The 26,787-nt window shown below is 35.3% G+C and carries 34 protein-coding genes; 4 read left to right on the top strand and 30 right to left on the bottom strand.

Features of this window, described 5'->3' with window-relative positions:
* Positions 1-114: 114 nt before the first annotated feature.
* Positions 115-1,455 carry an autotransporter outer membrane beta-barrel domain-containing protein gene (locus M902_RS13160; protein WP_021267874.1) on the top strand — a complete coding sequence of 447 codons (1,341 nt, stop codon included), beginning with the start codon at positions 115-117 and terminating at the stop codon, positions 1,453-1,455.
* A gap of 9 nt (positions 1,456-1,464) precedes the next feature.
* Positions 1,465-2,028, top strand: a complete 564-nt coding sequence (locus M902_RS13155) for an OmpA family protein (RefSeq protein WP_021267757.1) — start codon at positions 1,465-1,467, stop codon at positions 2,026-2,028.
* A gap of 14 nt (positions 2,029-2,042) precedes the next feature.
* On the opposite strand, the gene M902_RS13150 is transcribed toward M902_RS13155, so the two are convergent.
* The 8 genes from M902_RS13150 to M902_RS13115 all read right to left on the bottom strand — a co-directional run bounded on the left by M902_RS13150 (position 2,043) and on the right by M902_RS13115 (position 9,595).
* On the bottom strand, positions 2,043-3,548 hold the full coding sequence (locus tag M902_RS13150; RefSeq protein ID WP_198011905.1) for an SBBP repeat-containing protein: 1,506 nt from the start codon (positions 3,546-3,548) through the stop codon (positions 2,043-2,045).
* Positions 3,549-3,731: 183 nt separating this feature from the next.
* The gene (locus M902_RS13145; protein WP_021268092.1) at positions 3,732-4,562 is read right to left on the bottom strand and encodes a hypothetical protein; all 831 of its coding nucleotides are present in this window, start codon (positions 4,560-4,562) and stop codon (positions 3,732-3,734) included.
* A gap of 205 nt (positions 4,563-4,767) precedes the next feature.
* The gene (locus tag M902_RS13140) at positions 4,768-5,304 is read right to left on the bottom strand and encodes a carboxymuconolactone decarboxylase family protein (RefSeq protein ID WP_021268311.1); all 537 of its coding nucleotides are present in this window, start codon (positions 5,302-5,304) and stop codon (positions 4,768-4,770) included.
* Between the two features lie 16 nt (positions 5,305-5,320).
* Positions 5,321-5,782: a peroxiredoxin gene (locus tag M902_RS13135; protein WP_021268450.1), complete on the bottom strand. Its 462-nt coding sequence runs from the start codon at positions 5,780-5,782 to the stop codon at positions 5,321-5,323.
* Positions 5,783-6,013: 231 nt separating this feature from the next.
* Positions 6,014-7,597, bottom strand: a complete 1,584-nt coding sequence (locus tag M902_RS13130; RefSeq protein WP_198011904.1) for a C1 family peptidase — start codon at positions 7,595-7,597, stop codon at positions 6,014-6,016.
* 389 nt (positions 7,598-7,986) lie between these two features.
* The gene (locus tag M902_RS13125; RefSeq protein WP_021267945.1) at positions 7,987-8,586 is read right to left on the bottom strand and encodes an FMN-binding negative transcriptional regulator; all 600 of its coding nucleotides are present in this window, start codon (positions 8,584-8,586) and stop codon (positions 7,987-7,989) included.
* On the bottom strand, positions 8,579-8,950 hold the full coding sequence (locus M902_RS13120) for a multidrug efflux SMR transporter (RefSeq protein WP_021268562.1): 372 nt from the start codon (positions 8,948-8,950) through the stop codon (positions 8,579-8,581). Before M902_RS13120 ends, M902_RS13125 begins: the two co-directional genes overlap by 8 nt.
* A 9-nt stretch (positions 8,951-8,959) precedes the next feature.
* The gene (locus M902_RS13115) at positions 8,960-9,595 is read right to left on the bottom strand and encodes a LysE/ArgO family amino acid transporter (protein WP_021267837.1); all 636 of its coding nucleotides are present in this window, start codon (positions 9,593-9,595) and stop codon (positions 8,960-8,962) included.
* A gap of 82 nt (positions 9,596-9,677) precedes the next feature.
* On the opposite strand from M902_RS13115, the gene M902_RS13110 reads away from it, so the two are divergent.
* Entirely contained in the window at positions 9,678-10,547 is an 870-nt protein-coding gene (locus M902_RS13110; RefSeq protein WP_021268230.1) for an ArgP/LysG family DNA-binding transcriptional regulator, read from the top strand.
* Positions 10,548-10,687: 140 nt separating this feature from the next.
* On the opposite strand, the gene M902_RS13105 is transcribed toward M902_RS13110, so the two are convergent.
* Complete coding sequence (locus M902_RS13105; RefSeq protein ID WP_021268129.1) at positions 10,688-11,995, bottom strand: hypothetical protein; 1,308 nt, start codon at positions 11,993-11,995, stop codon at positions 10,688-10,690.
* Positions 11,996-12,157: 162 nt separating this feature from the next.
* Here M902_RS13105 and M902_RS13100 point away from each other — a divergent pair, with 162 nt between their 5' ends.
* On the top strand, positions 12,158-12,961 hold the full coding sequence (locus M902_RS13100) for a TIGR02147 family protein (RefSeq protein WP_021268234.1): 804 nt from the start codon (positions 12,158-12,160) through the stop codon (positions 12,959-12,961).
* On the opposite strand, the gene M902_RS13095 is transcribed toward M902_RS13100, so the two are convergent.
* The 21 genes from M902_RS13095 to M902_RS12995 form a co-directional block, all read right to left on the bottom strand.
* Entirely contained in the window at positions 12,962-13,288 is a 327-nt protein-coding gene (locus M902_RS13095) for a hypothetical protein (protein WP_021268061.1), read from the bottom strand.
* A gap of 219 nt (positions 13,289-13,507) precedes the next feature.
* Positions 13,508-14,128, bottom strand: a complete 621-nt coding sequence (locus tag M902_RS13090; RefSeq protein ID WP_021268482.1) for a hypothetical protein — start codon at positions 14,126-14,128, stop codon at positions 13,508-13,510.
* Positions 14,129-14,184: 56 nt separating this feature from the next.
* On the bottom strand, positions 14,185-15,150 hold the full coding sequence (locus tag M902_RS13085; RefSeq protein WP_021268712.1) for a Fic family protein: 966 nt from the start codon (positions 15,148-15,150) through the stop codon (positions 14,185-14,187).
* 85 nt (positions 15,151-15,235) lie between these two features.
* Positions 15,236-15,763, bottom strand: coding sequence for an NUDIX hydrolase (locus tag M902_RS13080; protein ID WP_021268552.1), 528 nt, complete (start codon positions 15,761-15,763; stop codon positions 15,236-15,238).
* Positions 15,763-15,957 carry a YwbE family protein gene (locus tag M902_RS13075; RefSeq protein WP_021267904.1) on the bottom strand — a complete coding sequence of 65 codons (195 nt, stop codon included), beginning with the start codon at positions 15,955-15,957 and terminating at the stop codon, positions 15,763-15,765. The genes M902_RS13080 and M902_RS13075 overlap by 1 nt, the downstream gene beginning before the upstream one ends.
* A gap of 139 nt (positions 15,958-16,096) precedes the next feature.
* The gene (locus M902_RS16165) at positions 16,097-16,912 is read right to left on the bottom strand and encodes an aminoglycoside phosphotransferase family protein (protein ID WP_021267804.1); all 816 of its coding nucleotides are present in this window, start codon (positions 16,910-16,912) and stop codon (positions 16,097-16,099) included.
* 35 nt (positions 16,913-16,947) lie between these two features.
* Positions 16,948-17,424 (bottom strand): thermonuclease family protein, encoded by a 477-nt coding sequence (locus M902_RS13065; protein ID WP_040314850.1) that lies wholly within the window; start codon positions 17,422-17,424, stop codon positions 16,948-16,950.
* Positions 17,425-17,524: 100 nt separating this feature from the next.
* Positions 17,525-17,815, bottom strand: a complete 291-nt coding sequence (locus M902_RS13060; RefSeq protein WP_021267905.1) for a hypothetical protein — start codon at positions 17,813-17,815, stop codon at positions 17,525-17,527.
* A 431-nt stretch (positions 17,816-18,246) separates the two neighbouring features.
* Positions 18,247-18,774, bottom strand: coding sequence for a uracil-DNA glycosylase (locus M902_RS13050; protein ID WP_021268330.1), 528 nt, complete (start codon positions 18,772-18,774; stop codon positions 18,247-18,249).
* 33 nt (positions 18,775-18,807) lie between these two features.
* The gene (locus M902_RS13045) at positions 18,808-19,080 is read right to left on the bottom strand and encodes a hypothetical protein (protein ID WP_021268191.1); all 273 of its coding nucleotides are present in this window, start codon (positions 19,078-19,080) and stop codon (positions 18,808-18,810) included.
* Positions 19,081-19,257, bottom strand: coding sequence for a hypothetical protein (locus tag M902_RS16540; protein ID WP_021268077.1), 177 nt, complete (start codon positions 19,255-19,257; stop codon positions 19,081-19,083).
* Positions 19,258-19,394: 137 nt separating this feature from the next.
* Positions 19,395-19,967: a bifunctional 2-polyprenyl-6-hydroxyphenol methylase/3-demethylubiquinol 3-O-methyltransferase UbiG gene (locus M902_RS13040; RefSeq protein ID WP_052607440.1), complete on the bottom strand. Its 573-nt coding sequence runs from the start codon at positions 19,965-19,967 to the stop codon at positions 19,395-19,397.
* A 230-nt stretch (positions 19,968-20,197) separates the two neighbouring features.
* A complete protein-coding gene (locus M902_RS13035) occupies positions 20,198-21,295 on the bottom strand; it encodes a PIN domain-containing protein (RefSeq protein WP_021268514.1) in 1,098 nt (365 codons plus the stop codon).
* Between the two features lie 109 nt (positions 21,296-21,404).
* A complete protein-coding gene (locus M902_RS13030) occupies positions 21,405-22,730 on the bottom strand; it encodes a hypothetical protein (protein WP_021268105.1) in 1,326 nt (441 codons plus the stop codon).
* Between the two features lie 8 nt (positions 22,731-22,738).
* Entirely contained in the window at positions 22,739-23,137 is a 399-nt protein-coding gene (locus tag M902_RS13025; protein WP_021268275.1) for a hypothetical protein, read from the bottom strand.
* A complete protein-coding gene (locus M902_RS13020; RefSeq protein ID WP_021268414.1) occupies positions 23,127-23,759 on the bottom strand; it encodes a hypothetical protein in 633 nt (210 codons plus the stop codon). Before M902_RS13020 ends, M902_RS13025 begins: the two co-directional genes overlap by 11 nt.
* A 2-nt stretch (positions 23,760-23,761) precedes the next feature.
* On the bottom strand, positions 23,762-24,346 hold the full coding sequence (locus M902_RS13015; RefSeq protein WP_021267877.1) for a type II toxin-antitoxin system antitoxin SocA domain-containing protein: 585 nt from the start codon (positions 24,344-24,346) through the stop codon (positions 23,762-23,764).
* Positions 24,347-24,511: 165 nt separating this feature from the next.
* Positions 24,512-25,645, bottom strand: coding sequence for a site-specific integrase (locus M902_RS16160; RefSeq protein WP_021268046.1), 1,134 nt, complete (start codon positions 25,643-25,645; stop codon positions 24,512-24,514).
* Between the two features lies 1 nt (position 25,646).
* Positions 25,647-25,811 (bottom strand): helix-turn-helix domain-containing protein, encoded by a 165-nt coding sequence (locus tag M902_RS16840; protein WP_369793848.1) that lies wholly within the window; start codon positions 25,809-25,811, stop codon positions 25,647-25,649.
* Positions 25,812-25,941: 130 nt separating this feature from the next.
* Positions 25,942-26,247: a single-stranded DNA-binding protein gene (locus tag M902_RS13000; RefSeq protein ID WP_021268381.1), complete on the bottom strand. Its 306-nt coding sequence runs from the start codon at positions 26,245-26,247 to the stop codon at positions 25,942-25,944.
* Positions 26,248-26,265: 18 nt separating this feature from the next.
* On the bottom strand, positions 26,266-26,670 hold the full coding sequence (locus tag M902_RS12995; RefSeq protein WP_021268617.1) for a hypothetical protein: 405 nt from the start codon (positions 26,668-26,670) through the stop codon (positions 26,266-26,268).
* Positions 26,671-26,787 lie beyond the last annotated feature (117 nt).

Here is a 26,787-nt window from a genome sequence, read left to right as displayed (position 1 = left end):
AAATCTTCTCTTTAAGAGCTAGTACAAAGCTGATAAGGCAAGCGGCGCCAAAACAAGATTTTTTATTTACCACATGTGTTTACTCTGTTATCGTTCATAGTAGACGAGGTAATTATGAATTCTCATTTAAAACTTATATTTCTTTTATATCTATTAAGCGCTAGTCCAATTTTCGCAGGAAATGGAGACTGTGGAATTTTCGGCGGTTTAAGTTACATTGGAAAAACTAGTGATAATAGCTCATCTGTATGGTTTGTTTTTAATAACTTTAAAGCATCAAGTGACTTTAGACTTGAGTCACAGGATGCATCATACTCAAATGATTTTCAGCTTAATTCAAATAGTTTTAAAATTAAAATTTCAAATAAAGTATCAACTGGCAGTGACGGTGATCATATTTTCTACGAGAATAGTGGGAATGCACCTTGTGCGATAGATACGAAATCACAAGAAGGTGGAATCACAATTCCTGTAGGTGGTGGTTCAGGTGGAGGAAATGGAGGCCTAGGCGAAATAGTTGTGGCATCACAACAAGAACTTTTAAAGACAAGTAATTATCATGGCCGTTCAATCTCTAGAAGAGTTTTACAAAACTATCTAGGAAGAAATCAAATTGATTCAGATAGAGTTCTAAAAACAGATACGCATGGCCTTAGACTATGGGCAGATACTAGACTTCTTGAGTCGACAGATACTGATCAAGATCGCGGCAGAATGACATCTCAGAAATCACTTCTTATTGGAGCGGATACTGAACTTAAGAATGAAGTATATGCAGGTATGGCCCTATCGTTAGAAGATTTAAAAGATAATGCGTTCAGTGGTGCTGCGCTTGCTGACAGCGATGGCTGGAATATTGGCCCATACGCTTCTATACTGTTTCAAGATAGATGGTTTTTTGATTTTTGGATTGGCCTTGGAAAAGCAAATGTAAATTCTAATCTTGATTGGCTAAATGGTGAATTCGACAGTACTAGGTATTTTCTATCATCTAACTTAACGACACAATTCTATTGGAACGACTTAACACTAGTACCTAAGGCAACTTTTTATTTTGCGCACATTGAGAACGATAGTTATACATATAGTGGAACAGACCCAGATACTTCAACTAGTGTAAATATTAAGATAGGAAGTGATAACTATAGATATTCATCGCTAACATTATCAAATGAGTTTAATAGAATTTTTGAAATAACATCAAAATTTAATTTTAAAGGTTATATTGTAGCAGCAATGAATGCTGACTTAATTCGACCTGCTGATGATATACAGTTGCTAAAAGACGCTAGCGTCGATACTCCAAATCGTTTTTCTGGAGAGCTGTATCTAGGAGCGAGCTTCTATATTTTCGAAGCGCTTGAGCTCGATGCTTCAGTTGGTTATATTTCTTTTTTTCAAAATGATTATGATAATTGGTCATATCGATTAAGCGCAGACATTTTTGTATTCTAGGAAAGAGCGATGACAAAATCTAACGACAAATTAGCAACAAATAAAAATAACAATAAGAACAAAAAGTCTATTTACTATATAATAATTCTTATTATCTTATTGGCCCTCCTACTTTTAGGATATTGTAAGCGTAAAGACGATAAGGCCATTCAAGAGACTCCTCCTCAATCATCAATTAAAGAAAAGATAAGAAAATCATGTCAAGAGAGATTAAATAGTTCAATTGAATTAAAATCAAAAAAAATCGACATCGAAAAAGAGTTTGAAGTTCACTTTGAATTTGACAGTGATGAAATTTCTGATGAAGAGCTAATAAAGATCGTTTCAATCGTTAGTAGAATAGAAAAAATAAATACAATTAGATTAACTGGTTACGCTGATGCTAGGGGTTCTAAAGAATACAACAAAGCTTTATCTACAAGAAGAGTTAACGCAATAAAGAAGTGCTTCGAATCGCTATCAGTGAAGACCAATTTCGAATTAGAAAACTGGGGAGAGGATCACCCAACGGCCTTTGGAACAAATAAAGAGGCCTATTCGAAAAACCGACGTGTTAAAGTAGAGATAGAATGATAAAGTATATATCTCTAATACGAACCATCTGTATTCATAATTAATATAAAGGGATCGTAGCCACTTGTATTATTAGAAGTTTCTCCGAGAAAATCTTGAGAAATGGATAGACCTGAAACAACTAACTTATCATTATAAACTTTGAGTCCCATAGGGATAGCTGAACCACTAGTTCCATCGTAAGAGTCACCAAATTGTGTAACCCAGTCTATATTACCAGTTGGAGAGAACTTAGTTATAAATAAGCTTCCGGCCCCAGTGTAGCTCTCAACTGTACTGCCGTTTGTAGAGCAGCTAACATAAAAATTACCATCCGTATCAACGTCAGAAATTCCACTTGTTACTAGACCTACGACTTTAGAAGTACAGCTTTCATTACCTGAGTAATCGTGGCCAGCAAAGCTTTGTTCACGAGTATCACCCAATTGGGTAACCCAATTTACATTCCCTGTAGAAGGATTGATATTAAAAGCAAATAAATCATATCCGCCAGCATTTATATCGGAAGTTGCTCCTTGAGTCTCTCCAGCACAGTATATAGAGTTGCCATTTTTGGCAACAGACAATGCACCACAATTTTCTCCTGCAGAGTAGTCATCTCCACGAGAAACTCCTGTAGCACTCCCCAATTGTGTTATCCAGTCTAGCGCACCACTATTATTAAATTTAACTACGACAGCATCATAAGATCCAGATATAGCCTCATTTAAATTCCCTTCGGTATATCCACCACAGTAAATATTACCAGAGTTATCAATATCTAAACTTTCACAACTATCTTTCGCTGATGATTCACCTGAGCTTAAGCTAGTACTACCAAGCTGAGTGGCCCACAAAATATCACCATCTGTGTCTAGCTTAGTAACTATAATATCGTAACTTCCACCATTAGGTTCTGCAAAATTACCATCTGAGGAACCTCCACAATATATATTCCCAGCTCCATCTATAGCGATATCATTACATCCATCCTCACCGGATAGATTGTTAATATGAATTGAAGATGATGCAGTATTTTGACCAAAGTGCCTGACCCAGGTTATCGAGCCATCACTTGAGAGTTTCGCTACAAACGCATCTTTACTACTTCCCGACCCATTGGGTTCAACAAAGTTACTGTGAGTATAACCTCCACAGTAAACATTTCCCATATTGTCGACTTTAACAGCTTGGCAAACATCAAGTTCTTCAGAGTTATTAATTTCTGGTTTAGTGGAGTCTAGTTGTGTAACCCATATTAAATCACCTGAAGGACCTATTTTCATAACAAAGGCATCTCCTGTCGAATCAACAAGGGCCCCAGGTTCTATCGCATCAGTAGTAAATCCCGCACAATATAAATTTCCGCCTGTATCCACTGTAATGGCATTACATAAATCATGTCCTGCCGTACCAAAACTCTCACTCCCTCCACTTAGAGAATTCGCTCCGAACAAGATCTTTTTAGTAAGGGCCGACGGTGAGTTTCTGAGGTCAAATTCGAAGAATATACTCCCATCACAACTCATAAAAATTATCAAAAAAAAAATGTAAGAAAAATTCTTTATATCATTAAACATTAAACCTCTCTCCTAACTTCTTATCGAAATAAAGCCAAGAAAGTTTAGAATTTGAGCAAATAAATTAAAAGTATTTGGAATTAAAGATAAGAAAAGTAGAAAAAGTTAGCTCCTATTAAACATAGGAGCTAGTATGAAATAGAATTAGAATCGGACACCGACACCTAGAAATATATTTACACCACTTTGATCAATCTGCTGAGAGAACCCATCGCTATACTCTTGAGGAGCAATAACATAACTTCTACTTTCAGCACCAACCGAAACAAAGAAACGGTCCCAGAAAATTGCTTTTGCCTCAAGAGAGACACCGTAAGAGTAGCCTCCAATATCGTTATAATGATTTTCTTCGTACTTCTCTCCATTATAATAAGTTTTTGAATCAGACTTCACGTGCACAACACCAGCACTCACTCCAGGGCTAATATCAAGTTTGAACTCTGGCGTATCTATCAGACGAATTGCGTATTTAACACCTAACTGTATATCATTTAACTCTGTCGTATTTTTTATTTCATACACATCGCTACGGTCTTCTTCTAAAAAACCTCCTTCCGTGTACCCAACATGACGCCCATTCATACTATACTTTCTATAGGTATCTGATAGTTCAATACTAAATTTATCTGTTACTAAATATTCAATGGAGATTTTTCTACCATCTTCTAAAACAGTATTCTCCTTAAGCATTTCATTAATTTCTTCATTGCTAAGGTTATAAAGATTTTCATCCTCGCGATTAACATTATATTCAGTTTCAACATCAGAGTATCTTAAATTGGAATATGTAATTACAATTTTCTTTCTAACACCATCAAGCCTAGACTTTTCATCTACCGCCCTTTCCTCGATAGCAATAGGCTTAAAAACAGCTTCACTATCTTGAGTGATCTCATTTAAATGCGAATGACTAATTTGATAATTATTAGCAAAAATATTGGCAGTTAGAACTAGGGCCACTGATAGCTTTTTCATATCTTCTCCTGAGTTGAATGGTTAATTAAATTAACTATAATATGATTTTGATCATCTTTGTCAGGGAGTGAAAATATGTTAATAATGTCTAAATATTAGACACTTACATTAAGCTAACTCAGTAAATTTCAATCTATATTTGAAGAGAATAACGAATATTAAGAGAGACCGAGATTTGAAAATCTCGGCCTATTCTTTATTAAATTTAACGAAGATTAACTTTTGGAAAGTCCAATGGTACGGCAAAGGATACGTTAGTATAATTTGTAAAAATATTGAGCGCAACATGAGCTAAGATCTCAGCGACCTCTTCATCATTAAACCCTGCCGCTTTTACCTCATCAACATCACTACTATCAATGGCACCTCTATTTTGAACAATCTTTCTTGAAAAAAGAAGGGCCGCCTGAGTTCTAGGGTCGTTTGATTCACAAGATTGTGCTGCTCTCATTTCATCCTCTGATGCGCCAGCTTTTTTCCCTAGAGCTGTATGCGCTGACAAACAATATTCACATCTATTAATATCTGCAACCAGCACAGCAATTTGCTCACCTAACTTAGCTCCAAGTTTTCCTTTTGCTAATGCTCCAAAAGAATTCCACATACTTTCAAGAGCGACTTCAGAATTACCTATTACCTTAAACATATTTGGAACTGTACCAAAAGCATCATTTATTTGAGAGAAGATTTCGGCATGACTTCCTGATGTTTGAGAAGGTTCTTTTATTTCAATTCGAGACATAATTCCTCCTTATTAGTTATGTCATATTATTTATAAGATGATCGATAAATGTTTCTAATTTCTCTTGCTCAATATAACCAAAATGCTGGAGTTGAATTTCTCCTAAGTGGTCAATAATAATTAGGCTTGGCGTCCCCTGAAGTTGATAAGCTTTCATCGTTTCAGGAATCTTATTCCCCTCTATTCGCTTATCTATCCCTATTGGAAATGGAAGTCTCCATTCCTTGATAAAAACATCCAAACAATCAGGAGTCATTGCATGATGGTTTTCAAAAACAGTGTGAAGTCCTACGACTATGACATTTTCAGAATTATATTTTTTATATAATTCAATACACTGAGGAATTCCACGATAAACACAGCCAGGGCATAGCATTTGAAAGGCATGAATTATTTTTATCCCAGGACCTTCTACATCTAACTCATGGCCATCTTTACAATTCACCCACTTGTCTACAACTAAGGCTTTGGCCTTCATCTAATACCTCAATGTAAAACAGACGATTGTTTTTTTAAAAACTAATAATATTTAAATGATCATACAAAAGGCCATTAGAGGCAAGGTCTGACAGAGCTGTCAGTAGGTATATATTAGTACATTATGATGAATTTTCGAAAGAAAGAATTAATAAAAAAATATCTAGTAGTTATAGAAACTCTACTTCTTCAATCGACTTTCATTAATCGAGATTTCTTTTATGCGGTCATCTTAAAACCCTAATTCACATCTCGTTAGCTGTTTTTCTCTATAGTATGCATCAGATATTAATCTTGCAGAATGATTACACTCGTATATAGTGTATTCGCCCTCATAGATATCTTTACAGTTTTCGAGTTGAGTATACTTGTCCATGCTCTCAGGAATTGATCTGATGAAGCTACTACATTGTCCAAAGTTAGATTGCCCCTTAAGCTCTTTAAAACAACTAGCAATCTTATCCATATAGATAATATCAAACCCCGTTGCATGAGATAGACACTCTTGTAGTGTGTAGCTGCCCTTAAACTTATCAAAACATTGTTGTTTGTCAGGATTAAGGCCTGTTTTTGATGCTTCAGAACAGTCTTTGAATGTTTCCACATAAGCGGGAAAAGTGAGTTTACTAAAGGTATAGTCAAGATTTTCATCTTCTCTATCACTTACTTTATTAATAAGAGTAAATAAGTAGAGCTCTTCATTTAGTTTCGTGAGTTTATGTCTTACATTTTTAAAGCTTACTTTTTTAATCTCATCTAAAACAAGGATTCCAAAGTCATCGGTTGTTGCATATTGATACAAGTTAATAAAGTTATTATCTAGTGAAACTATTTTTGGTTCACCAGCATCAGCAATCCTTACAACTGAAAACTGAATTTTAAATTGCGATTTTGGTAAGTACTCTACCCTACCATTGACTTTTACATTTATATCTCTACCATCAAAGTCAATATCTGATTTCACTGATACCTTAGGAGATATAGTAACAGGCAATTTCGGCTTAATAAGCTTCCATTTTTTCTTTAGCTCGACGGCCATAATTTGAGGGGCCCCATAGAGTTTATTAATATACTCAAAAGCAATTGTTCCATATCCATTACTTCCCCAGCTGTTTCCATAGCTATTTTTAAACTTAAAAGTTTTATCTTTAAGGTTATAACCTGTGATGACGATGGAGTGAGCAAAACACATACTATAAGTATTGCACTCATCTCTTAGCTTCGAATTATATTTGATATCTCCATTTTTCGAACTAAGCATTATGTCATCGTTAATTACGATATTAACAGATACTGGCCTTTTATTTTTAGAGAGGTATGAAATAATTAGATCTGATCTTTGATTTATATTATCGTCTATATCAATGATTTCTAAATTATTGCCTAATGAGATAATTCTATTTTTATCGACACTGCTATTATGGTGGTAGCATTCATAACCAGATGAAGTGCCAGCTGAGTCCTCTGAACATGGCATACCTGGTGAGAACCAGCTTTGTTGATAAGGAAGATCCTGTTCAAAAGTAATCCCATACTTTTTTGCTGCATAAAGATTCCTAATAACACTTGAGCCTTCTTCCAATGCTCCATAACCATCATAGTTCTTGGTAGTGTAAATCATAAATTGTTCTGAGATATTTATCTCAATATTTTGCTGTTTGATTATTTCGCTTTCTAATAAAGAGGTAGCACTAAAGAATGTACACGCCCCTCGATTTCCTTGATTTTTAACTGAAGACTGAATACTTCTTAAATCCAGAGTGGACGGTATTACGTGCCCACTCGCTTTTACTAAATTGCACACAGATGACTGCATGACAAAAATTGTGAATAAAAATAATGAGCGCTTCATAATCCCCAAACTTTAAAAAGAATTGTATCAGTAAATAGATAATGCAAGAGTAAAGCCAGTTTTTACTAAGAAGTAGGCTCTTGAGGCGTGGATAATCAGCTAGTTATGGATTGTCGGCTAGATAAAGTGTTGAAAAAAATTGTGAGTGTATAGATCATTAACACTCCTGTGCTAACACCTTAATTCAATTTGAACTAATTCGTCCCCGCGCGAAGATCATCTTGATTTAAACTCTGTTCTTGTTCTAAATATGCAATAGTCTCTTTTCCAGATCCCCCTCTAGCATTGCATCTTAATTCTCCGGCGCAATCTCACTATTCGGCTCCAAATCAGCTGATGAATATTCTTATATTCTATATTAGTTTTGACATCGAAGTATTTCCTCGATCTTTAAAGTATTTTCTAATACCCAAACGATTTTCAACAGGTTGGTTCTGACTAAGCTTAAAGACACCTTCTAATTTTTCAACTTTTAACCTAATGCCTACAACAGCCTTTAACATTGATTCTATATATTCACTTGGTGCATCAGTAACTTTCCATGGGTTACTTTCTTTAGATTCCATTTTATTAGTTAACTCATTTATTTGATCTAAAATCCATTCTCTTTCATTTATAATCGAAGCTGTTCCTTGAGCTTGCACCATTGAGTAATTCCAAGTTGGTACAGCTTTTCCATGTTTCTTCTTAGTCTCATAAACGTTTGGAGTAACGTAGCCCTCAGGTCCTCTAAATACAATAAGAAGGTTATTTTTTCTTTCAATACTTTTCAACTGGGTGTTTATTTTAGCAACATGACAATTTAAGTATAAATCTCCTGACTCAACTGAAATGGTCATAGGAACAAGATTAGCTTCAAAGTCATCTGTAACAATTAGTCCTAGTGGGTAATTATCAATTAATGTTAAGAGCTTCTCCCTTTCATCTTCTTTAAAATGCTTAGGTCTAAACATGAATATTTTCCTCAAGACTAGTGACATCAGTTTGAGGTGATGATGTAATTTTCAAACCGATAATCGAGATTAGTAAAAGTGCTAAGAAGATAAATCTATATAATGTAATTTCTTCTTTAAATAACACGACTCCAAGAATGGCCGCCCCAAGTGCACCAATACCAACCCAAACACCATAAGCAGTTCCAATGGGCAGAACTTGAGTGGCCTTCGCTAATAGCAACATACTTCCAATTAAAGTAAACACTGTAAATAACGAAGGAATTAGTTTTGTAAAACCACTACTATACTTTAGTCCAACGGCCCAGCAAATCTCTAATAATCCGGCCAAAATAAGAATAATCCATGAGGAACTATTATTCATATTAATCTCCTATAAGTTATTGATTAGCTCTCTATATGCATCAAACCCTAGCATATAAGCTAAATATGCTAGTATTAGACCAGTAAAAAAAGAGACTTTTTTTAAATTTTTTTCTTTCGTTAAAAATGTTGAAAACCTTGATGAGAAGTATGCTAAAAAATAAAACCAAAGCATTGAAAATAGACCTGCTCCAAATCCAAAAGTTAGCTTATCTTTTATTGACTCAAATTTCGTAGAGTAACCTCCAACGAGAAAAAAAGTATCAATATAGACATGTGGATTCAACAACGTAAAACTTAATGTAGTTAAAATAATTAGCTTTTTTGATAACCTTTCCGTTTTGCCATCTTTTTTCATTTCAATACCAAAGAATGACTCCTTAAGTTTTAAATATGAATAGTAAAGTAAGAACAATGCTCCCACTCCACCGACTCCAACTTTAAAAATTGGAGTTTTAACAAGTAGTGCTGATACACCCAAGACACCAAGTAGAATTAAAGCGACATCACAAATCGAACAAATGGTAGCTGCCAATATATGATTATTCTTTTTTAAACCCACATCTATCACAAATAGATTCTGAGCTCCTAATGCTAGGATTAGACTAGCTTGTAATAAAAATCCTTGTGAAAAAATAGCAAACATAATAACTCCTACTGACTTATATATTATTCCAATTTATGATATAAATAAAATTGATAATTATTATCAATAATAAGGAAATCTTATGATAGACTATCAAGCACTTAGAGCTTTACAACTAGTTATTGAACTTCAAAGTTTTGAACTAGCATCAAAAGCATTAGGAATATCCCAACCAGCTGTCTCTCAGAGAATACAAAGCTTTGAATCATATGTGGGAAGTAAACTACTCGTTAGAATGGCCCCTTATACAGCAACAAAGTCAGGAGAGGAGTATTTAAATTTATTAAGAAAAGTTATGAGCCTAGAAGCTGAAATCATTCATAATAAACAAATACGACCTATTATTAAATTGGCCATCAATAGGGATAGTCTTGACCTCTACTTTTTGGAGGCTTTGGGAAATAAAGATCTCGCAAGCAAGATAACATTACAAATAATTGCTGATGATCAGGATAACACACTTAACTATTTAAAAAGTGGCCAAGTCGATATGTGTATTAGCTCGTCAGAAAAGTCACTTCCTAGTCATAATTCGATCTTCTTAGGGAGTATGAAGTACTCACTTGTATGTTCAAAAGGATTCTACAAAGAGTTCTTCAAGGATGGAGTCAATAAAACGACTCTCGCTAATGCTCCATTAGTTGTTTTTGATAAATACGATAAGGTTCAACATAAATACTTAAAGGATAATTTTGGAATTGATAGCTTCACAAGAATCAATAATCTCCCTTCTGTTTCGAGTTTTAAGAAAGCTGTGACTAGTGGATTTGGATATGGCCTATTACCATATATGGATATTGAAAAAGAGTTAAAATCTCAAAAGCTTATACAAATGAACCCTAGTATGGATTTTAATATTCCACTTTATCTTCATCATTGGGAATATTTGCAAGACCATGTAAAAATGTTAATTAAGACAATATTAAAAGCATCTAAACACCTTGAGAAATAAGTCTTGCGTAATCTCCATTTTCTTAAAGGTTGAAACCTTACTTCCACCAGTGTTGGCCAAGGAACAAACCGACGTAGCACACTTACTTATCTATAAAGTCTATCAAAATTACAAGCGAACGGATGTATAAGTATTTTAGATTAGTATGCTTCGATTAAGGCACCTCTTTCAAGAAGTCCCTGATGATATACTTTGAGCTTCTTTATTTCTCGTTGAAATTGCTGGCGCTCTTTTAATTCATGAATTCCAAAAGGGTTCTCTCCACTTTCAAGGTAATCAATGATCATACTCTCCCCAATTGAACCTAAACTCATAATTGAATCGAGAGAGCGTATCGTATCTATAAACTCTAAAGCAGGAGTTGATGCCTTCTCACGAAAGTGACTGACAACTACTTCATGTATCGCATTTGAAAGTTCTAATAAGAGCTTCGCTTCATTTGAATCAAAAGTTATTTCGTAAAGGCGATCAAGTTTATCAATTCTTTCACCTAGGGCCTCAGGATCTGTAATACTATCGATACTTTCTTGAACTATTGAAAGTAACTCGGGCCTGTTTTTCAGCCTTTCATCTAAGGCAAGAGATCTTAATTTGGCCTTACTTTGAGAGAGCTCATCCTGACTCCTAAAGTGGAGGGCCGTAATTGAGTCCCTATGATAGTAGCTTCGAGAATCAAGACTCTCACCAGCAACAGGGTTTGTTAGCACAATTCGATAAGTTAAGTCGTGGATCGTATCTTCGCTTAATTTATCACCATAGCTTATACTCATATGCCTTAAGGCCTCATGAATAAGAAGGCCAACCTTTGTGAAATCACCAACGCGATTCCAAACAGGCGCCGAGATCCAAGCACCTTTACCACCTGAATAAAAAACTGCTCCTTCAAAAAGTTCACCTTCATAAAAGCTTCTTACTCGATGTGGAGTAAACCTCCAATCAGCACCCTTTAAAGCTGCTTTAATAGCATGAGTGATCACAGGACTACTTTCCTGCCAAATTTCTATTCTCTCTTTTAAAAGAGGATATACTTCCATTTCTTCAAATCGATCAAATGAAAACCTCTCGTAACCCAAGATGCTCGCATAATTCTTAAGTTTAACAGAAGAACCTTTTGAATAATGAAACTCATCAACGAACTCTTGATCATAAATAGCAAAGTCTAATAAGATAGGAGCTCCGACTCCAGTTTTAACAATAGTTCCACCGCCGGAACTCTCAAAACCACCGTCATCTGAATTGTCTTGGATATTCTTCTTTAAAAATGAATTTAAGTCTAATTGCTGAGGCTTGTCTTTATTAAGATGATTAGGATGAATCTTCTTAATATCAAGAAGTGTTTTATACTTTGATAAATCAACTTGAAGTTTACGCTTCAACTCCACTCCAAAGGCCTGCTGATTCAAGCATAAGCATAGTCCAAATAGTGAAATAAGTTTCTTAGTCCTCATTTTTCCAATATATGCGAAAAACAATGCAACAAAGGGCAAAGTGTTTAATTTATAGACCCTGTCTTTAATAAATACATATTGAAGCTTAAGTTAACTAAAAACATGCTAAAATATTAACTAACACTACGAACAACAGGGAAACATAAATAATAACGGTCACTTATGGATATTTACAGGTATCAAAATTATAAGAAATTCACCATTGATGCTCTTGATGAGCTTGCTAAGAAGGTTCGAGGGACTAGGTCTAGACTTGCAGAGAAGCTTGCCTGCCAAACGGCCTATATCTCTCAGGTCCTAAATAAAGATGCTCACTTTAGCTTGGAGCAGGCCCTTTTGACGGCCGACTTTCTATCTCTATCTAATAAGCAGACAGAGTTTTATCTCACCCTTGTTAATTACCAACGCGCGGGAAATAAGAGATTAAGTGATTACTATAAAGATAAAATGGAGCAGCTGATAAAAGACTCAAAGGATCTGAGTAAACGTTTTATTGATAAGAAAGAGCTAACAAAAGAGCAACAGTATGAGTACTACTCTAGCTGGCACTATCTTGCGATCCACGCTTATCTTTCAATTACAAAACAATATGACAGAGAAGAAATCGCTGCAACATTTTCAATTACTACAGAGACAGTGGCCAAGGTTATCGACTTTCTTTTAGATGCAGGATTAATCATTAATGATGGGGATAAAATAAAGCTAACCTCTAAAAGTTTTCATCTTGGAAAGAACTCTCCAATGATCGCAAGACACCACTCTAACTGGCGTTTGCGTGGGATGGAAAGCATGGATCGAACAACTGAAGACGAGCTTCATTACTCTTCTGTTATCACTCTCTCCAAAGAAGACCTACCAAAAGTAAATGGCATAATGGTAAAGGCCATTGAAGAAATTCGAGAAGTGGTGAAGAAGACAAACCAAGAGGATGTCTTCTGTTACACCATGGATCTCTTTAAAGTTTAGTTAAGGTCTAGTTGCTAACATAACTTCATGAAGTAGTGCTGAGAAAATTGCCAACTTATTAGCAGTATCTTCATCCATTGTTACTTCAAATTTTTCATCTAGTTCGAGGATATTAGAAAGAATAATTTTTCTATCATCTAAGTTTTCTAAGCTCTCTTCATAGATTAAGCCAATTTCAGGCTCGGCCATCAGCTCACTATCATTACCAATAAAAACCTCAAGTTGAGTTACAATCTTATCAAGTCTTGAATTTTTGGCCTCTACTGTCGCAAAAGTATTTAGTGAGAGAATTAGGCCACTAAGTAAAATCATCATTGTCTTTTTCATCTATTACCTCCTGATTATTTTATTTCGTTTTTGTTGAGGCAGTTATAATCACTAAGATGACGCAAGGATAGATGAATCTAATTAATAAAATTCACTTTCTTTAAGTTTTACTATGAAAAGCCAAGTATCTCTTATCATTTCAATAACTTACTTAAAGTCATGCTGAACAATGCTTTTTAGGGTTCCTGGATACTTTTCGGGATGCGTAGCAAAAGAGGCTCACTTATCACCACCAAAGATCATTAAAGCGCCACCAACGGCCCCGGCGCCCTTTTTCAAAATGCCAAATCCAAAGCCTTTCGGCTCAGGCCTCACAGTAGTAGCAAACCCATTATTAAAGCAGTACTTATTATTGATTTTTGATTTCACACCAATTCGGCCAATCTTCTTTTGCAGGAATGATTTTGATGCACCATTAGGATATTGAATTTGATCCCAGTACTTCACAAGTGGCATAAGCTGATACATATCAAGCTGATATTCCTTATGATAATAGCTTAGCTCACGATAGAAACATCTCATGGTTTTCACCGACTCAGCATTCGTCTCTAATTCATCACTAGTATAGAGGTCTTCAATTGCAGGGATTACTTTGTTTAGGCCCGTTCTAATAATCTTCTTTGCATCATCCCCAATCTCCATCCTCTGTGAAACACTTAGTAATTCCTTAAGCGGAGCTTCTGAGTAATCGGCCAGACCATTTCCATCTTTATCGATAAAGATTTCTTTTGAGAGTAGCTTTGAATCAACGTATTCCTTATATTGTCCGTACCCTATGGCCCCTGCAACAATAATGAATATAAACGCACCAAATACAATTAGAATATTCTTCGTATTCATCCTCAATCCTCTTTCAAGAAGGGTTCCAGCAGACTTTTACGTAAACGGTGTACAAATCAAACAACGAACCGATACTTTGTCTGATTCCTCTCCCCTACTTTTTCAACAACATCTTCATCAACAGCGTCTTTTAAGTCACGACTTGCGGTCGCAGATGAGATCGTTTTGAACTCTTCCATATACTCTTTACGTGAAAAGAACTTATCTCCAAAAATATCTTTCGCTCTTTGAATACGATCAGCATAAGTATTTGTCACACCGACGATTTCTTTCGACATCTCTTCTAGGGTCAGCTTTATGATTCCCAGAATAAACTCGATAAAGATCGTGCTATCACCCGCTTTATCCGAGTCCTCTAAAGCTTGGTAGTATGCTTGCTGATTTTTTTCAATCAAACTCTCCACCGGAACGTAACGAAAGAAGTTGTCATTTTCGGTCAAAATGAGTGCTTGCCAAAATCGCCCCATCCTTCCATTTCCATCTTCGAATGGGTGAATGAATTCAATTTCGTAATGAACAATGGAACTCAAGATTAAAGGATGCAATTCTTTTTCAGAGCTTAACCATTTAAATAGTTTTTCCATAAGTTCAGGAACGAGCATAGGTTTAGGCGCGAGGTGTTTTACTTTCGTTCCCGCAAGTACTCCCACATTTCTTGTACGCCACTTACCTGCCGTTGCAACAAGGCCCTTCATCAAGGTCTTATGTGCTTTCAAAAAGTCCTCTGCCTTATTTGAATTGAAATCATCAATCGATTCATAAAGCTCAATAGCATTATGAACTTCTTGCAATTCCTTTTCACTTCCAAGCACGCGCTTACCTTCAAGAATCGCAGAGATCTGCTCTTCTGTGAAAGTATTCCCCTCTATTGCTAAGGTAGACTTAACAGTACGAATCTTATTCTTCTTTCTTAATTTTGGATTTGGAATCGTAAGAGTTGTGGCCTCTAGCCCACCCACTAGTCTCGAGATATCTGCGACTAAACTCATAATTTTAGATGTGATTTGAAATGGAGGTCTCATTTATCAATAGTATCATATGATACTATCAAAACATACTTAAGAATTTCCTCGCCTGTAATTACAGGTACTTATAAAATCCAATAGACTAAAGAAATTCCTCACGAATAAGCTTCAAAAGATATGTCTCACGCTCAATGGACATCCCCTTCTTCTCACTTGAGGCCATGGTTTTTTCGTTGTGAGTGATTGCATCGTGAATATTAATCCACTTCGGTGTCATGCCATTACTCACTTCGTAGTGTTCAAGATTGGTCTGACCCAACTCCTCATCAGCAAAGCATGTAAAGCAGTATGAAATCATATGCATGATATCAAAGTCCGGTTTATACCAAGGCCTAAATTCTTCATAGATTCCAAATTCTTTGACCTCACGGATATTTTGCGCGCCAGTTTCTTCTTGCAGCTCGCGAATCATTCCATCCTTGATATCTTCACCGCTATCAACTCCCCCACCAGGAAGACTGTAGTCGTCATACCTTTCAGTGTAGAGCATGAGAATCATCTCACCACTTAGAACAATCGCCCTTGTGGCAAGGCGCTTAAAAACACTCTTTTCTTCAATGGACTCTCTTGGCCCAATATCGGGATGAATTGTACTCTTTATCATTCTCATTAATCTAGGATTTCCTTAACTCGTCCCACATCACCACTTTCAAGACGAACCTTGATACCGTGTGGGTGGTAATCAGACTTCGTGAGGATATCTTCTACGATACCTTCCGTTAACTCACCTGTGCGCTGATCTTTCTTTAAAACGATGCGAACTCGCTCGCCTCTTTCAATATGGTCTCTAACATTTCCTTCCATAATTATTTTTAACCTAATTTAGAATCTTCATCATTCATTAATAAACGCCTTAGCCTTCTCTATCTCTGAATTAAAGTGATATTTTAATTTCTTATTCATTATTTACTTATTCTACTATCTCTAATCATGTTTAGGAAGGTCACCTGGATACTTTTCGGGCCGCAACACGTTCAAATATCATATTGATCAAAGACTCTTGGTGCTGATAGGCGTAGCCGTCTTCTACGGCCCACAGAAGGCTCAAACAAAAATGCACATAAGCAAACCCTACGACGCGCTCCCGATCAAGCCCTAATTCAGTAACAAAACACTCAACTCGTTGATTAAATAATTCTAAATTTTGTGAGATCTTAGGCAGGCCCCAAGGATTCTTAAGGATTGCTCCAATTTCATATGCAGGATCGCCTGCCATGCCTTTTGGATCTAAGCAGACATACTCACCTGCTTCATTTTGCATGATATTTTCGTGATGAAGATCACCATGTAAAAGCACTGTTTGTGTTTGTGTCTCAAGAAGTTTTTTCGAAAGGCTTTTGCCAAAAGCTAATTGCTCATTAAGATGAGTCGGAAATGTAACTTTATCAAATTCTTTAAAAAGAAATTCATAAGAAGGCAGGCCATTATAAGAAGAACTTTGAATCTTTTTAATAACCTGGACAAAGACATCTGTCGCCTTGTCTTCTTGAGCAGACTTTGAAAACTCGTTGAGATTTCTTCCTGGAAGAAACTCAAGAAGCTGGGCCCCTTCATCTGAAGCATATAATTTGGCACAACTTCTGCCCTGCATATTCTTAAGAAAAAGAGTCCCTCCTCCTTCATCCACTCGGCCAATATCTGTGAACACTTTTAAAATAGCATCACCAAATTGTGAGTTTACAAGATAGAGATTTGCCGTTGTCGTCTGTGCAACAAGATCAACTAACTTAAGATCCCACTTTCTTAGATATTCTTTCATCTTTCTCTAAAGTATCACGTACCTTTTTGTAACAATTATTTATATTCTGAAGCTATCTCACGATTTGTCTTACACCAATCAACCTTCTTCTTAGTCCCACCATCATAAGCATAGGCAAGGCCATTTTTTAGAAGATAGTATGACAACGACTGGCCATCAATTTTCACATCGGCCACCACGCGAAAATACTTACCTCTTTGTACATTCTCTAGATCAATGCGTTTGGCGTGCTTTAAAAGATTCGTCACAATCTTCTTCGCATCTCGCCCCTTACTCTTCTCGCACGCATTCTTCGTTCGAATCTCCGGCGTATCCACTCCACTCACTCGCACATTAATTCGACTTCCAATCAGCGGATGCACATTTGGAATATCAAACGTCACCGTGTCCGCGTCGTAGTTCTTTACGTACTTTACACAGCGGAAGTTATTGGCATCGTGGGTGCATTCTGATGTTGCAAGTGTTGTTAGTTGGAAAAATGAGATTAGAAGTGTGAGGATTATGTATTTCATACATAACTTATCGGATAATAAGAACAAATAACTTAATCGAGCAACTCAAGAAGAGATTCCGAGCTAAACACTTTTTTGGATGAATCTCAATATCATCATCTTAAAGTTCCACCTCTTCAAAGTGATTGATTTGATCCTCTTTTAAGAAGGTCACAATCACTAATGTTTCGGGATCACATAATGCAAAGAACTCGATTTCATCATAAGTACCATGATAGCAGCTTAAGTATGAATCCTCTTCTCCTCTCTTAACACGGCCAATATATTGCGTATCACCAAGTTGGTGCCTAAGCATATCTTGAATATGCCTTAGCTCCTCAACAGAGATTTCACGGCCATAGCGAGAGAAAAATCGAGCTTGTGCATGTTTTGTTGTTTTTTCAATATCCATGATTTATTCACTCTTTTCAATCTGGACGACTTCTTTCATAAAATTATTAATCAATATAATAGCAGAGAAGTATATAAAGAAGAGGATACTATTAATGTTTTTATTTTTGAATATGAATTGAAGAGAGAGATAACATATAGAAAGAATTAAGAAATATCCCCATGTCTTTTTTGAATGTACATTTTTAAAGGAATACTCTTTCCCACATTCTTCACAAGAAGTTTCAAGCTTGTTTAAGAAATAAGGAAGTATCATTTCTTTCTTGCAATTGAGGCATACTCTTTTATTTTTCATCATAAACCAGACCTATTCTTTTTCATAATTAATTCAAAAACTCCGAGTAAATTTACATCTTGGATAGTTTTGACAGCCGAACAAGAATAAGTACAATACCTGAACTGTAATAATCAAAATTACTAAACTAGTATAATTCATCTAGACAAGTACGGATTTTCTAAAGCTTTTTCAATTTTTTGTTTTGCTTCTTTATCAGTATGAATAAATGAAGGGTGTCTTAAAAAGTAAATACTCTTCCAATTCGAAAACTTATCAACCCTTCTTTGTCCAACAAAGAAATTTTGCGCATGTAAACCCAATACAACAATATTTTCTAGATTTACTAACCTCTTCATGATTGTACCTAATCCGTAATCGCTAAAGAATGCATTCTCTAGATCTCTCTTAGAAAATTCTTTCAACTCTTTCTCTGTCGAAGAATATGTATCAAATAAGTTCCATACAAACACTTCTTCTCCAACACCAAATTTATTCCACATACCTTCGTAATAGTCTTTTTCTCGCAAGTTCTTACCTGCAACCCCGACAAAGCGATTCCTTCCAGATGTTTCAAGGTCCATCCTTTCCTCATCTTTTCCAGGATTTAGCCCTACAATCAGAGTTTTCACTTTTGTAAGATCTGTATTTTCAACTTGACGAAAAGGGGATTCAACTTTTCTCATTATGTTTCTCCTGAGTAGTCAATAATATACTCTCTATTTTAATTTATTTATAAATTGTTTCGCCGTACTGTCAGGAATATCACTTTTATAACAAAGCGGGCTCGCTCCACCTGGCCTAGAATACGCACTACGTTCTCCACATCGGCGACCATTTCTCATTGTGTTGTATGGGCAAGGACAATTACCTGAATACTGCATAATTGATTGACGAATCATTGCTTCTTTAACTTTATCCAGCTCAGAATTAGCAAAAGAGACAAAAGACATGAAGAAGAGAGTAACTATAAAGAAAGATTTTATCTTCATTTATACATCACTTTTAATAAAACTATTTTTCGACTCATCTGTAAGTTTGGAATCAATTCTTCTAAGCAGCACGATGACCTCATTAATTCTTAACATCCATGCACCAAGCCATCTTGTAATAAGAATCGAAAATATTGTAACAAAAAGAAATAAGCCTAAAGCTGTTAATGCTTCCATTAATCCCCCTTAATAAGATTGTTTTAAAACTTAATTATTAATCGACATTTCAAGGAAGAAGTTGAATAAAATTAATCACTTATGAAAACATTATGGTTTAAGTGGTAAATACTTAAAAAATCTAGTTCTATACGATTCTAGTTCTTAGTGAGAAGTAAATTAAGCCACCTCTCATCACGATCAGGCCTCTTATCCTCAGTTACCCAATCCTTACTAATCGTAAAATTAGAAGGCAAGAATTCCTTAATTGAATCGAGAGTCTGGTCATTGAAGAAGCGCCCACCTCGCTCTCCTTCAAACTCTCCGTGTTTGAAAGAGCAGTAGAATACGGCCCCATCATGCATAATTGTTGCAATTTTTTTGAACACACTTGAAAGCTCATTCGTTGGCACATGAAGAAGAGATGCACACGCCCAGATACCATCAAACTTCTCACCTTCAAATTCCACATCTTGAAGCAAGCCCTCGTGCACAACGCATCCACTATGCTCTCGTGCAAATTGCGCAAGCTTGTGACTTGGCTCTACAGCTTGCGCCTTATATCCATGCTCTGTGAAATACTTCAAATCACGCCCTGGCCCGCAGCCGATGTCTAAGATTGTGCCGCCCAGTTTTACGCATCCTAGAAATGGGCCATATAAAGACTCCATGTCTATTTCAAGTGTATTATCTATGAATGTTTGAGAGTTTTTGTAATAGTAGTTATTCATATAATTCATAATATGGTGGATTCGGCCACAAGATAATTAATTCAATGACTTACCTAGGTGCAAAGCCAAGATAAGCCAAAATCAATAAATAGGATAACAATAAACTAAAAATGATACAAGATTTGAAGAGATAGAACATATCAAAAGATTATTTCGAATTGGAATACCATGATCCCAATTTCTTTGTAGGGCCATACTTAAACGTCCCAACTTTTTTTATATAATTGAAATTAATCATCCCAAGAAATTACAATATCATCACAAAAGATTTCATCAATCTCAACGTCATAATTTTCAAAAGAGATTCCACCATCAGAAGTATACAGAGTTAACGTATAGGTACACTCAAAACTTACTTCTTCAGAAAAGTCTTCTGAGCCAGAATATTGATACTCTTTAGCCTCAGGGTCCCAAATTCTAAACTCAGGCTTATTAACATCAACCTCAATACTACCTGACACTTCTATTGAATATTCAATAAACTTTCCATATTCTTCATCAAAACCTTGTAAATTTATCTCCTCTATATCGCAGTCAATTAATGAAGTGCAAATTACTTCAGCTTCAAAATCATCCAAAAACACATATTCATCAAATATAAAGTTTTCATCTAACCAATGATCGTTTTTTTCAGATAGCTTTCGTGCATAATATTCATATTTTGCGAAGTGATCAACACCAAACAAAGTCTTAATGTAGTAGTCTAGAAAATTGGGGATATCCTCGAAAACATGACTAATCAAGTTTGATCGTTCGACATAGTCTCTCATTCCATTGTCTTTAGTAATTATAGCAACTATTGGCTGCTCAACTTCATTCTTCAATTCTGGAAAAATTGTTAACTGAGTAGATATTGCTTCACTTATAAAGTTCTCAATCGATTTCAACTGAAAAACATCTTTAAATTCGTCTGCTTTCTGACTACTAAACGGGGCTTTTCTATCGATGAATAATTCTGTAACTTCATCACCATCAAGACTACCGTATTTTAAAGTCTTACTATCAAAAAAGTCGTTAAATTCTTTTAACTTCATTTCTACTAAATCAGGATGTGAACAATCAATAAATCCAGAACTTACTTCTACCACACCAATCGATGAGAGAACGGGGTAAGACTTCATCTTTTTTACCGACTTCAGCTCTTTTGAGATCTGCTCACCTATATGCTTTTTTATTTCGAGCTGATGTATTGAATTCGTTATTGACTGAATCGTTCCTGAATTTAAATGATTTTTTAAAGATTTAAAAGAGTTAGACTTGAAAGAATAATTATGTTTTTTTAACACAGAGTTATCAATATATATGAATACGTCCCTCACATTCGACATTATTCCAGCTCTCCAACCTTAATAGAATATTATTATAAAAATACAAAGAGCACGACTATAAAATTACTTAAGTAAATCTATACCAAAAACAGCTCTAAAGATTTCCCAACTAATCAATTACTTTTAACCATCTATCAATATAATCCAATTGATAATAATCAAAATTCGAAACTCTTTGAGATTCTTTAAGTCTATCAATCAAGTCATTCAATTGACTTTCTGAAACAATCTTCTTTTCATTTGCTTTAGATAACAGATAATGGAAGCGGGCCCTTTTTGCAGCAGCTGGGGTCTGTGTTCGCCTTCTTGACTTTTCTGTAGCAAGATGTTTTTCACCAAACTGTCTAAACTCGACTAATCCAGTACTCAAAACACCTCTACAAATAGCACAACCACAAATTAGTCTAAAAAAATCAGTAGAGCTATTGATCCCTAAATCATAAAATGATCTTTGGACATCTGGAATTCCCATTTTTTTATGAAGTAGAGGGAAATAATAATTAACAACAGGCGTTGCGACTCCCACAACAGGCATAGCATCTTTCTGTTCTCCATAGCCCACGGCCGTGGACACCCCAGATAGCCCAAGCTTTGTTAGCATCATCGAGAAGTAGCCCCCATGTCTATTGAAGACTTCTTTTCCTTCACTGCTTAAGGCTTCAACTAAACTTCTCATTCCACTTAATTGTCGTTCGCTTGCCTCGGTTTCATTAAAGTCACTTGCCCAAATCCAAAAACCTTTAACTTTACTTAAAGAGCGTAGTTCCCCTAATAGAGAAATTTTTTCATTGTCATCTAACAAAGACTTATCAAAACATAATTTAATATATAAGTTATCTTCTTCAAACTTTGAAGATTCCTCTGCAATTCCCCTAATGACATCAATCCACTCATTCTCTCGCCCAGGTTGTATGAAGAAATAAGGTGCTAAAATATGTATCGGTGATGACATTTCTTCTGCATACTGAGCATACTCTTCATCTTTTTTTAAAATATTTATTATCCTATTTTTCTGATAATTAACTGTAGATTTACATATATCTTTTCGAGTTGCTTCATTTTGTAAATCCCCCAGAGAAATAGATCTTTTATTTTGAATTGACTCTAAAAAAGCTCCGCCTAAGTTTTCTCCGAGAGCCCTATACGACCTTTTAAAGTCAAGTCCGTATTTTTTTGTTTTAGACATTAGCCAGCTCAAATCATCACTTATTTCGCCATTTTTTATGTCAAAAAACTCACCAAAAGAATAAGTCATCGGGTCAATAATATATGGAACATTGTATTTATCACTTGAAAATTTAGCAATTAGACTAACTGTCGCAGAAGGAGTTGACTCCAATAAATTTGATGCGAATGTCACACCATCAAAAAACTTTAACATTTTTTCAAAATAATCTTTTTCTGAATGACTTCCATATCTAAGTAATAACTTCAAAAAAACTCCTAAAGGAAATTTATTAACTCGGTACGATAAACTTCTGTCAACACCGATGAAGGCCTGGCAGGAATTAACTCTCGACATGCACCACTTTCATACAGTGCAAGGAATCCAACACCATGATTAAAGAATGTATCCTTGTTTATAACTTTAAAAACATCAGCTGGCATTGCAACATATACAAAGTCTGAACATAGTTGATACAAAAGTGCTTGTCTTAATGCTTTTTTCCAATCTTTTAATTTTGCTTCTACTGCAATAGATTTATCTAACTTTCTTGAGAAGCAAAATAAATCAATTCTTCTTTCAAAAAAGTCTACCTCTTCTTCAATTATTCGAAAGCTTCTATTACCAAGATAACGTTTAAGAGGCTTATATAAATCTACTTCCCATCTATAAGCCATTATAAGTCCCTTTAAAGTCTAAAACTTTAGACTCAACACGATTAAGACTCATAATCAGAAATAATCCAATAAAAATCAAAACTAATGTAAAAGCACCTGATACAAATATAATTATTTTTGTATTTGATGAGCACAAGAAAGGTTCTGCTAGAAGTTTCACTTCTCCATTATTTAACTTGAAACAGAACTGACTTAAGTAAAAACAGGTTGCCATATTTATTAATTCTATAATAGTCAAAAAAATTGAGAAGTTCATGAGCAAGTTCTTATACTTCTTCCATTTTGAAAAGAGTTTTTTAAACTTAGCGTAATAGTCTATGAAGGATATTTCCTTCTCTAGATAATCATCTAACCAGTTTTTAAAGCTATCGCCTTTTAGCGGATTTGATACACCTTCATAATAACTTACTTCATTAACTTCCCCACCTGTAACATATACATCAGGAATAGGAGTAGCTAACCTTACTATCTCTTCTGTTATTTCAGAAGTTATACGATTTTTTATATCTACAATATTATCAAAGCTTTCAGTTAAGAAACTAGAATCTAAACCTTTAACCTTAAAAAAATATCCAATACTAATTGTTGCTATAACTCCATGAAATAGAGCAATTTTCTCCATTCTTATGCCCTTCTTCGCTTTGATAAGACCTGATCTTTAATTTCAGATTCTACAGTCATTTCAGGGTATTTCGTATAAACATAATATAACAAATCAGATAATGAGTACTTACCAAACTTAGACTTGATTTTTCTTATTCCTTCAAGAGATGGTGTGTATTCACCAGAGTTTAAAATTTCTTGAACTTTGGACATTCCTTTTTTTGTAATTTTAAAACTTCGCTCGACATAAGCATCAGCATACCCAACGTCATCTTTTGCAGAGGATTCTTCCCCCATCAAATCTTCAAAGTTTAAAGCATCCACCTCTACTGATTCTTCTGTTGTCGTTTCGCCTACAATTTCTGAGTCAATAAAGCCAAGATTTTCTAAAAATTCAAGCTCATCATAAATTCTTGATGAATATGGCCCTGCTTTATATGCAGTAAATTCAAGTTCTTCAAACCTTTCACCATTTGATAGTTCGTTTTCTAACAAGAACAATAGTTTTTGAAGTCGAGTAATCCCCCCCAATTCACCAGTGATAGTATCACCATCAATTGCTATCATGCACAAAATCATTGACTTCGTATCAAGACTTTTAGACATTGTTCCTCCTAAATAATATAAATATATATAATATTAACATATAAATCATCGATGATAAATTAGATTACATCTCAACAATTAGATATTTCAATAAAACAAACACGTTAATTCTTTAAAATTGAAAAAGTGACTGACAAAGCGAAAAAATCTTTGCCAGTCTATAAATTAGCTGTGAAAAAGACTAACTACATTATCTGCGACATCTACCTCAGAAGGCAGAATACTAAGACAATCAGTCGCACCTTTCTCGTCCACACCGGCTACCCGAATATAAAGCTCCATGGTTTTCAAATCTCTCCAACCACAGATTTTCATCACGATTGCAGCAGGTGTTCCTTTTGCTAAGAGCTGAGTTGCAAAACAAGCTCTTAAAGCATGAAATTTAATTTTGGGAAGGCCGTTACCAATCAAGAACATTTTTAATATTTTTGATTGATCTCCCCTTCTCCAATCGTTGAATCTTGGTAAAACAAATTTATCTTTAGACGATGACTTTAAAGAAATAAAAAGCTCTTTGAGTTCTGGTGACATTGGTACATTACGCCAATAACCAGCTTTTGTACTCTTGATCTCATTAGTTCTTTTGTTAAAAGACTTTGAAACTCGAACAATCTCATTTTCAAAATCAACATCATTCCATTCGAGAGCGTAAAGCTCTCCACTGCGCATACCTGTTAAAAGTGCTGTTGCCCAAATTGGATACCAAGGGTGCTCTTGTCTTCTTGCTTCATAAAGAAATTGTTTTATCTCTTCTAAAGTTAGAATATCTGGAACCTTCTCTTTTTTATGGTGTAATTTAATTCCATAAACCGGAGACTGGTGTACTCCCTTAATAAGTCCTTCTTCAATACCAAAGTTATAAACTAAGTTTACTGTGTTTTTAACTTTCTTAATGAAGCTGATAGACTTCTCCGCATTGGTCATTCTTTTTACAAGATCACGGCCATTTGCTTTACCGAGTTCAGATGCTGGTGTTTTAAGCCAGCTTTTTGTCCAATTTCTTAGACTGGCCACATGATCCATAATTGTTGCAGGATTGTATGTTCCAAGAAAACCACTTCTGGCTTCATGTTCCCATTTATCAATCACAGACTCCCATGTATCACATAAGCCTTCTAGCTCAGTAAGTTTCTTACCAAGCTCTTGGTTTATTCTATTCTCTTCTCGTCTTGCTAATGATAGCGACTTTAAGTCGGAAACTGTTTTTTGGACTCTTAACTTTCGGTCTGTTTTGCTTCTCGCATTTACATAGACCTGATAAAGTTTTTTCCCGTCCTTTTCATAACACCTGATTGCCATATTAACCTCCTATGGTTGTTGAGGTTTCAATAAGTCGATCAAGTTCGCTCCGTTTAAAGTAAAGTCTTCTTCTGAATTTTCTAGCTTTAATATGTCCTCGACATACTGCTGTCCTAATTGCATTAGTAGACTTTCTTAAGTAAGTCGCTGCTTCGTTAGTCGTCATCCATTTTAAATTGTCAAAGAGCACCGTTGGATTATTTTCAATATCTCCAACATGACTACTATACCGTGTAGTCCTAGGAATGTCTGTTACATTTTCTATCTTCATTTTGTGCAATTAGCCTCCATCTTTTTTAAGTATTTGGAAATCCAACAAGTCTTGCATTCCATTCAGTAATGCTTCTTAATTCTCCATTTTGATCCTTAAATTCGCGTACTCTCATACGGCCCTGCACAAAAACCTCTTTCCCTTTTTTTAAATATAATTTACAGCTCTCAGCTTGCTCTCCCCAGACAATAACTCTTTTCCAATCAGGCTTATCTTGATTTTTAACATCAATAGCAACAGATAACTTACACACTGGTTCATGCTTAGCTGTATACTTAAGTTCAGGATTCTTACCTAGCCTTCCCATAAATGTTTCGTATATAATTTCCATTCTTTAATTCTCCTTCTCTTAATTAATTCCAACCTTCTTAAGTAAGAAATCATCAAAGGATAAGCTTTGCTTATTCTTCTTATTGAATTCTTCCCAAGCCCTTTCCAGTAATTCTCTTTTACTTAGGCTACCTTCTTGGACCTTCTCAATGTCCTTTGATGAAATCTTGTCAATTCCAAATAAGGCCAAGTCTTTGAAAGTAATTTCTTTGCCGTAGTCTTTTTTATTAGTAGCTACAAGAAGATCAAATACCTTGCTAAGACTTTCCTTATCTTTTGATAGATCGACAAAAAACTTTGTCTGGTCAGGATTTATTTGGAATTCGGTCTTTGTATGTTTAGGCTTTCTTCCGCGCTTCTTAGGAGGCACAGGCTTCGCACTAGCACCTAAGCTTTCTTCTTTTTCAACACCATTCATATTCATTACTAATCACTCCTTGTTTTCTAATTCGCCCCTGCCATTTTCTTTTTCTAGGGACATAGAGAGGGACTTTTTGACCTCCTTCACGAACTGGTAGAGGGAGGGAGGTCAAAAATCATC

This window comes from Bacteriovorax sp. BAL6_X (genome assembly GCF_000443995.1).
Taxonomy (GTDB): Bacteria; Bdellovibrionota; Bacteriovoracia; order Bacteriovoracales; family Bacteriovoracaceae; genus Halobacteriovorax_A.
Note: the sequence above shows the minus strand (reverse complement) of the source record. Positions and strands in the feature narration are given on the sequence as shown.

Bases quoted from the DNA above. Each gene is read 5' to 3' on its own strand.
- M902_RS13155 (WP_021267757.1), top strand. From the start codon at position 1,465: ATGACAAAATCTAACGACAAATTAGCAACAAATAAAAATAACAATAAG.
- M902_RS13085 (WP_021268712.1), bottom strand. From the start codon at position 15,150: ATGAGACCTCCATTTCAAATCACATCTAAAATTATGAGTTTAGTCGCA.
- M902_RS13065 (WP_040314850.1), bottom strand. From the start codon at position 17,424: ATGAAATACATAATCCTCACACTTCTAATCTCATTTTTCCAACTAACA.
- M902_RS13095 (WP_021268061.1), bottom strand. From the start codon at position 13,288: ATGAAAAAGACAATGATGATTTTACTTAGTGGCCTAATTCTCTCACTA.
- M902_RS16160 (WP_021268046.1), bottom strand. From the start codon at position 25,645: ATGGCAATCAGGTGTTATGAAAAGGACGGGAAAAAACTTTATCAGGTC.
- M902_RS13075 (WP_021267904.1), bottom strand. From the start codon at position 15,957: ATGGAAGGAAATGTTAGAGACCATATTGAAAGAGGCGAGCGAGTTCGC.
- M902_RS13145 (WP_021268092.1), bottom strand. From the start codon at position 4,562: ATGAAAAAGCTATCAGTGGCCCTAGTTCTAACTGCCAATATTTTTGCT.
- M902_RS13025 (WP_021268275.1), bottom strand. From the start codon at position 23,137: ATGGCTTATAGATGGGAAGTAGATTTATATAAGCCTCTTAAACGTTAT.
- M902_RS13090 (WP_021268482.1), bottom strand. From the start codon at position 14,128: ATGAATACGAAGAATATTCTAATTGTATTTGGTGCGTTTATATTCATT.
- M902_RS13120 (WP_021268562.1), bottom strand. From the start codon at position 8,950: ATGAATAATAGTTCCTCATGGATTATTCTTATTTTGGCCGGATTATTA.
- M902_RS16540 (WP_021268077.1), bottom strand. From the start codon at position 19,257: ATGGAAGCATTAACAGCTTTAGGCTTATTTCTTTTTGTTACAATATTT.
- M902_RS13140 (WP_021268311.1), bottom strand. From the start codon at position 5,304: ATGTCTCGAATTGAAATAAAAGAACCTTCTCAAACATCAGGAAGTCAT.
- M902_RS13060 (WP_021267905.1), bottom strand. From the start codon at position 17,815: ATGGATATTGAAAAAACAACAAAACATGCACAAGCTCGATTTTTCTCT.
- M902_RS13040 (WP_052607440.1), bottom strand. From the start codon at position 19,967: ATGAATAACTACTATTACAAAAACTCTCAAACATTCATAGATAATACA.
- M902_RS13160 (WP_021267874.1), top strand. From the start codon at position 115: ATGAATTCTCATTTAAAACTTATATTTCTTTTATATCTATTAAGCGCT.
- M902_RS13115 (WP_021267837.1), bottom strand. From the start codon at position 9,595: ATGTTTGCTATTTTTTCACAAGGATTTTTATTACAAGCTAGTCTAATC.
- M902_RS12995 (WP_021268617.1), bottom strand. From the start codon at position 26,670: ATGAATATGAATGGTGTTGAAAAAGAAGAAAGCTTAGGTGCTAGTGCG.
- M902_RS13105 (WP_021268129.1), bottom strand. From the start codon at position 11,995: ATGAGGACTAAGAAACTTATTTCACTATTTGGACTATGCTTATGCTTG.
- M902_RS13125 (WP_021267945.1), bottom strand. From the start codon at position 8,586: ATGTTTAGACCTAAGCATTTTAAAGAAGATGAAAGGGAGAAGCTCTTA.
- M902_RS16165 (WP_021267804.1), bottom strand. From the start codon at position 16,912: ATGAAAGAATATCTAAGAAAGTGGGATCTTAAGTTAGTTGATCTTGTT.
- M902_RS13135 (WP_021268450.1), bottom strand. From the start codon at position 5,782: ATGAAGGCCAAAGCCTTAGTTGTAGACAAGTGGGTGAATTGTAAAGAT.
- M902_RS13000 (WP_021268381.1), bottom strand. From the start codon at position 26,247: ATGGAAATTATATACGAAACATTTATGGGAAGGCTAGGTAAGAATCCT.
- M902_RS13020 (WP_021268414.1), bottom strand. From the start codon at position 23,759: ATGGAGAAAATTGCTCTATTTCATGGAGTTATAGCAACAATTAGTATT.
- M902_RS13050 (WP_021268330.1), bottom strand. From the start codon at position 18,774: ATGAGAAAAGTTGAATCCCCTTTTCGTCAAGTTGAAAATACAGATCTT.
- M902_RS16840 (WP_369793848.1), bottom strand. From the start codon at position 25,811: ATGACGACTAACGAAGCAGCGACTTACTTAAGAAAGTCTACTAATGCA.
- M902_RS13130 (WP_198011904.1), bottom strand. From the start codon at position 7,597: ATGCAGTCATCTGTGTGCAATTTAGTAAAAGCGAGTGGGCACGTAATA.
- M902_RS13045 (WP_021268191.1), bottom strand. From the start codon at position 19,080: ATGAAGATAAAATCTTTCTTTATAGTTACTCTCTTCTTCATGTCTTTT.
- M902_RS13100 (WP_021268234.1), top strand. From the start codon at position 12,158: ATGGATATTTACAGGTATCAAAATTATAAGAAATTCACCATTGATGCT.
- M902_RS13035 (WP_021268514.1), bottom strand. From the start codon at position 21,295: ATGTCGAATGTGAGGGACGTATTCATATATATTGATAACTCTGTGTTA.
- M902_RS13080 (WP_021268552.1), bottom strand. From the start codon at position 15,763: ATGAGAATGATAAAGAGTACAATTCATCCCGATATTGGGCCAAGAGAG.
- M902_RS13015 (WP_021267877.1), bottom strand. From the start codon at position 24,346: ATGTCTAAAAGTCTTGATACGAAGTCAATGATTTTGTGCATGATAGCA.
- M902_RS13110 (WP_021268230.1), top strand. From the start codon at position 9,678: ATGATAGACTATCAAGCACTTAGAGCTTTACAACTAGTTATTGAACTT.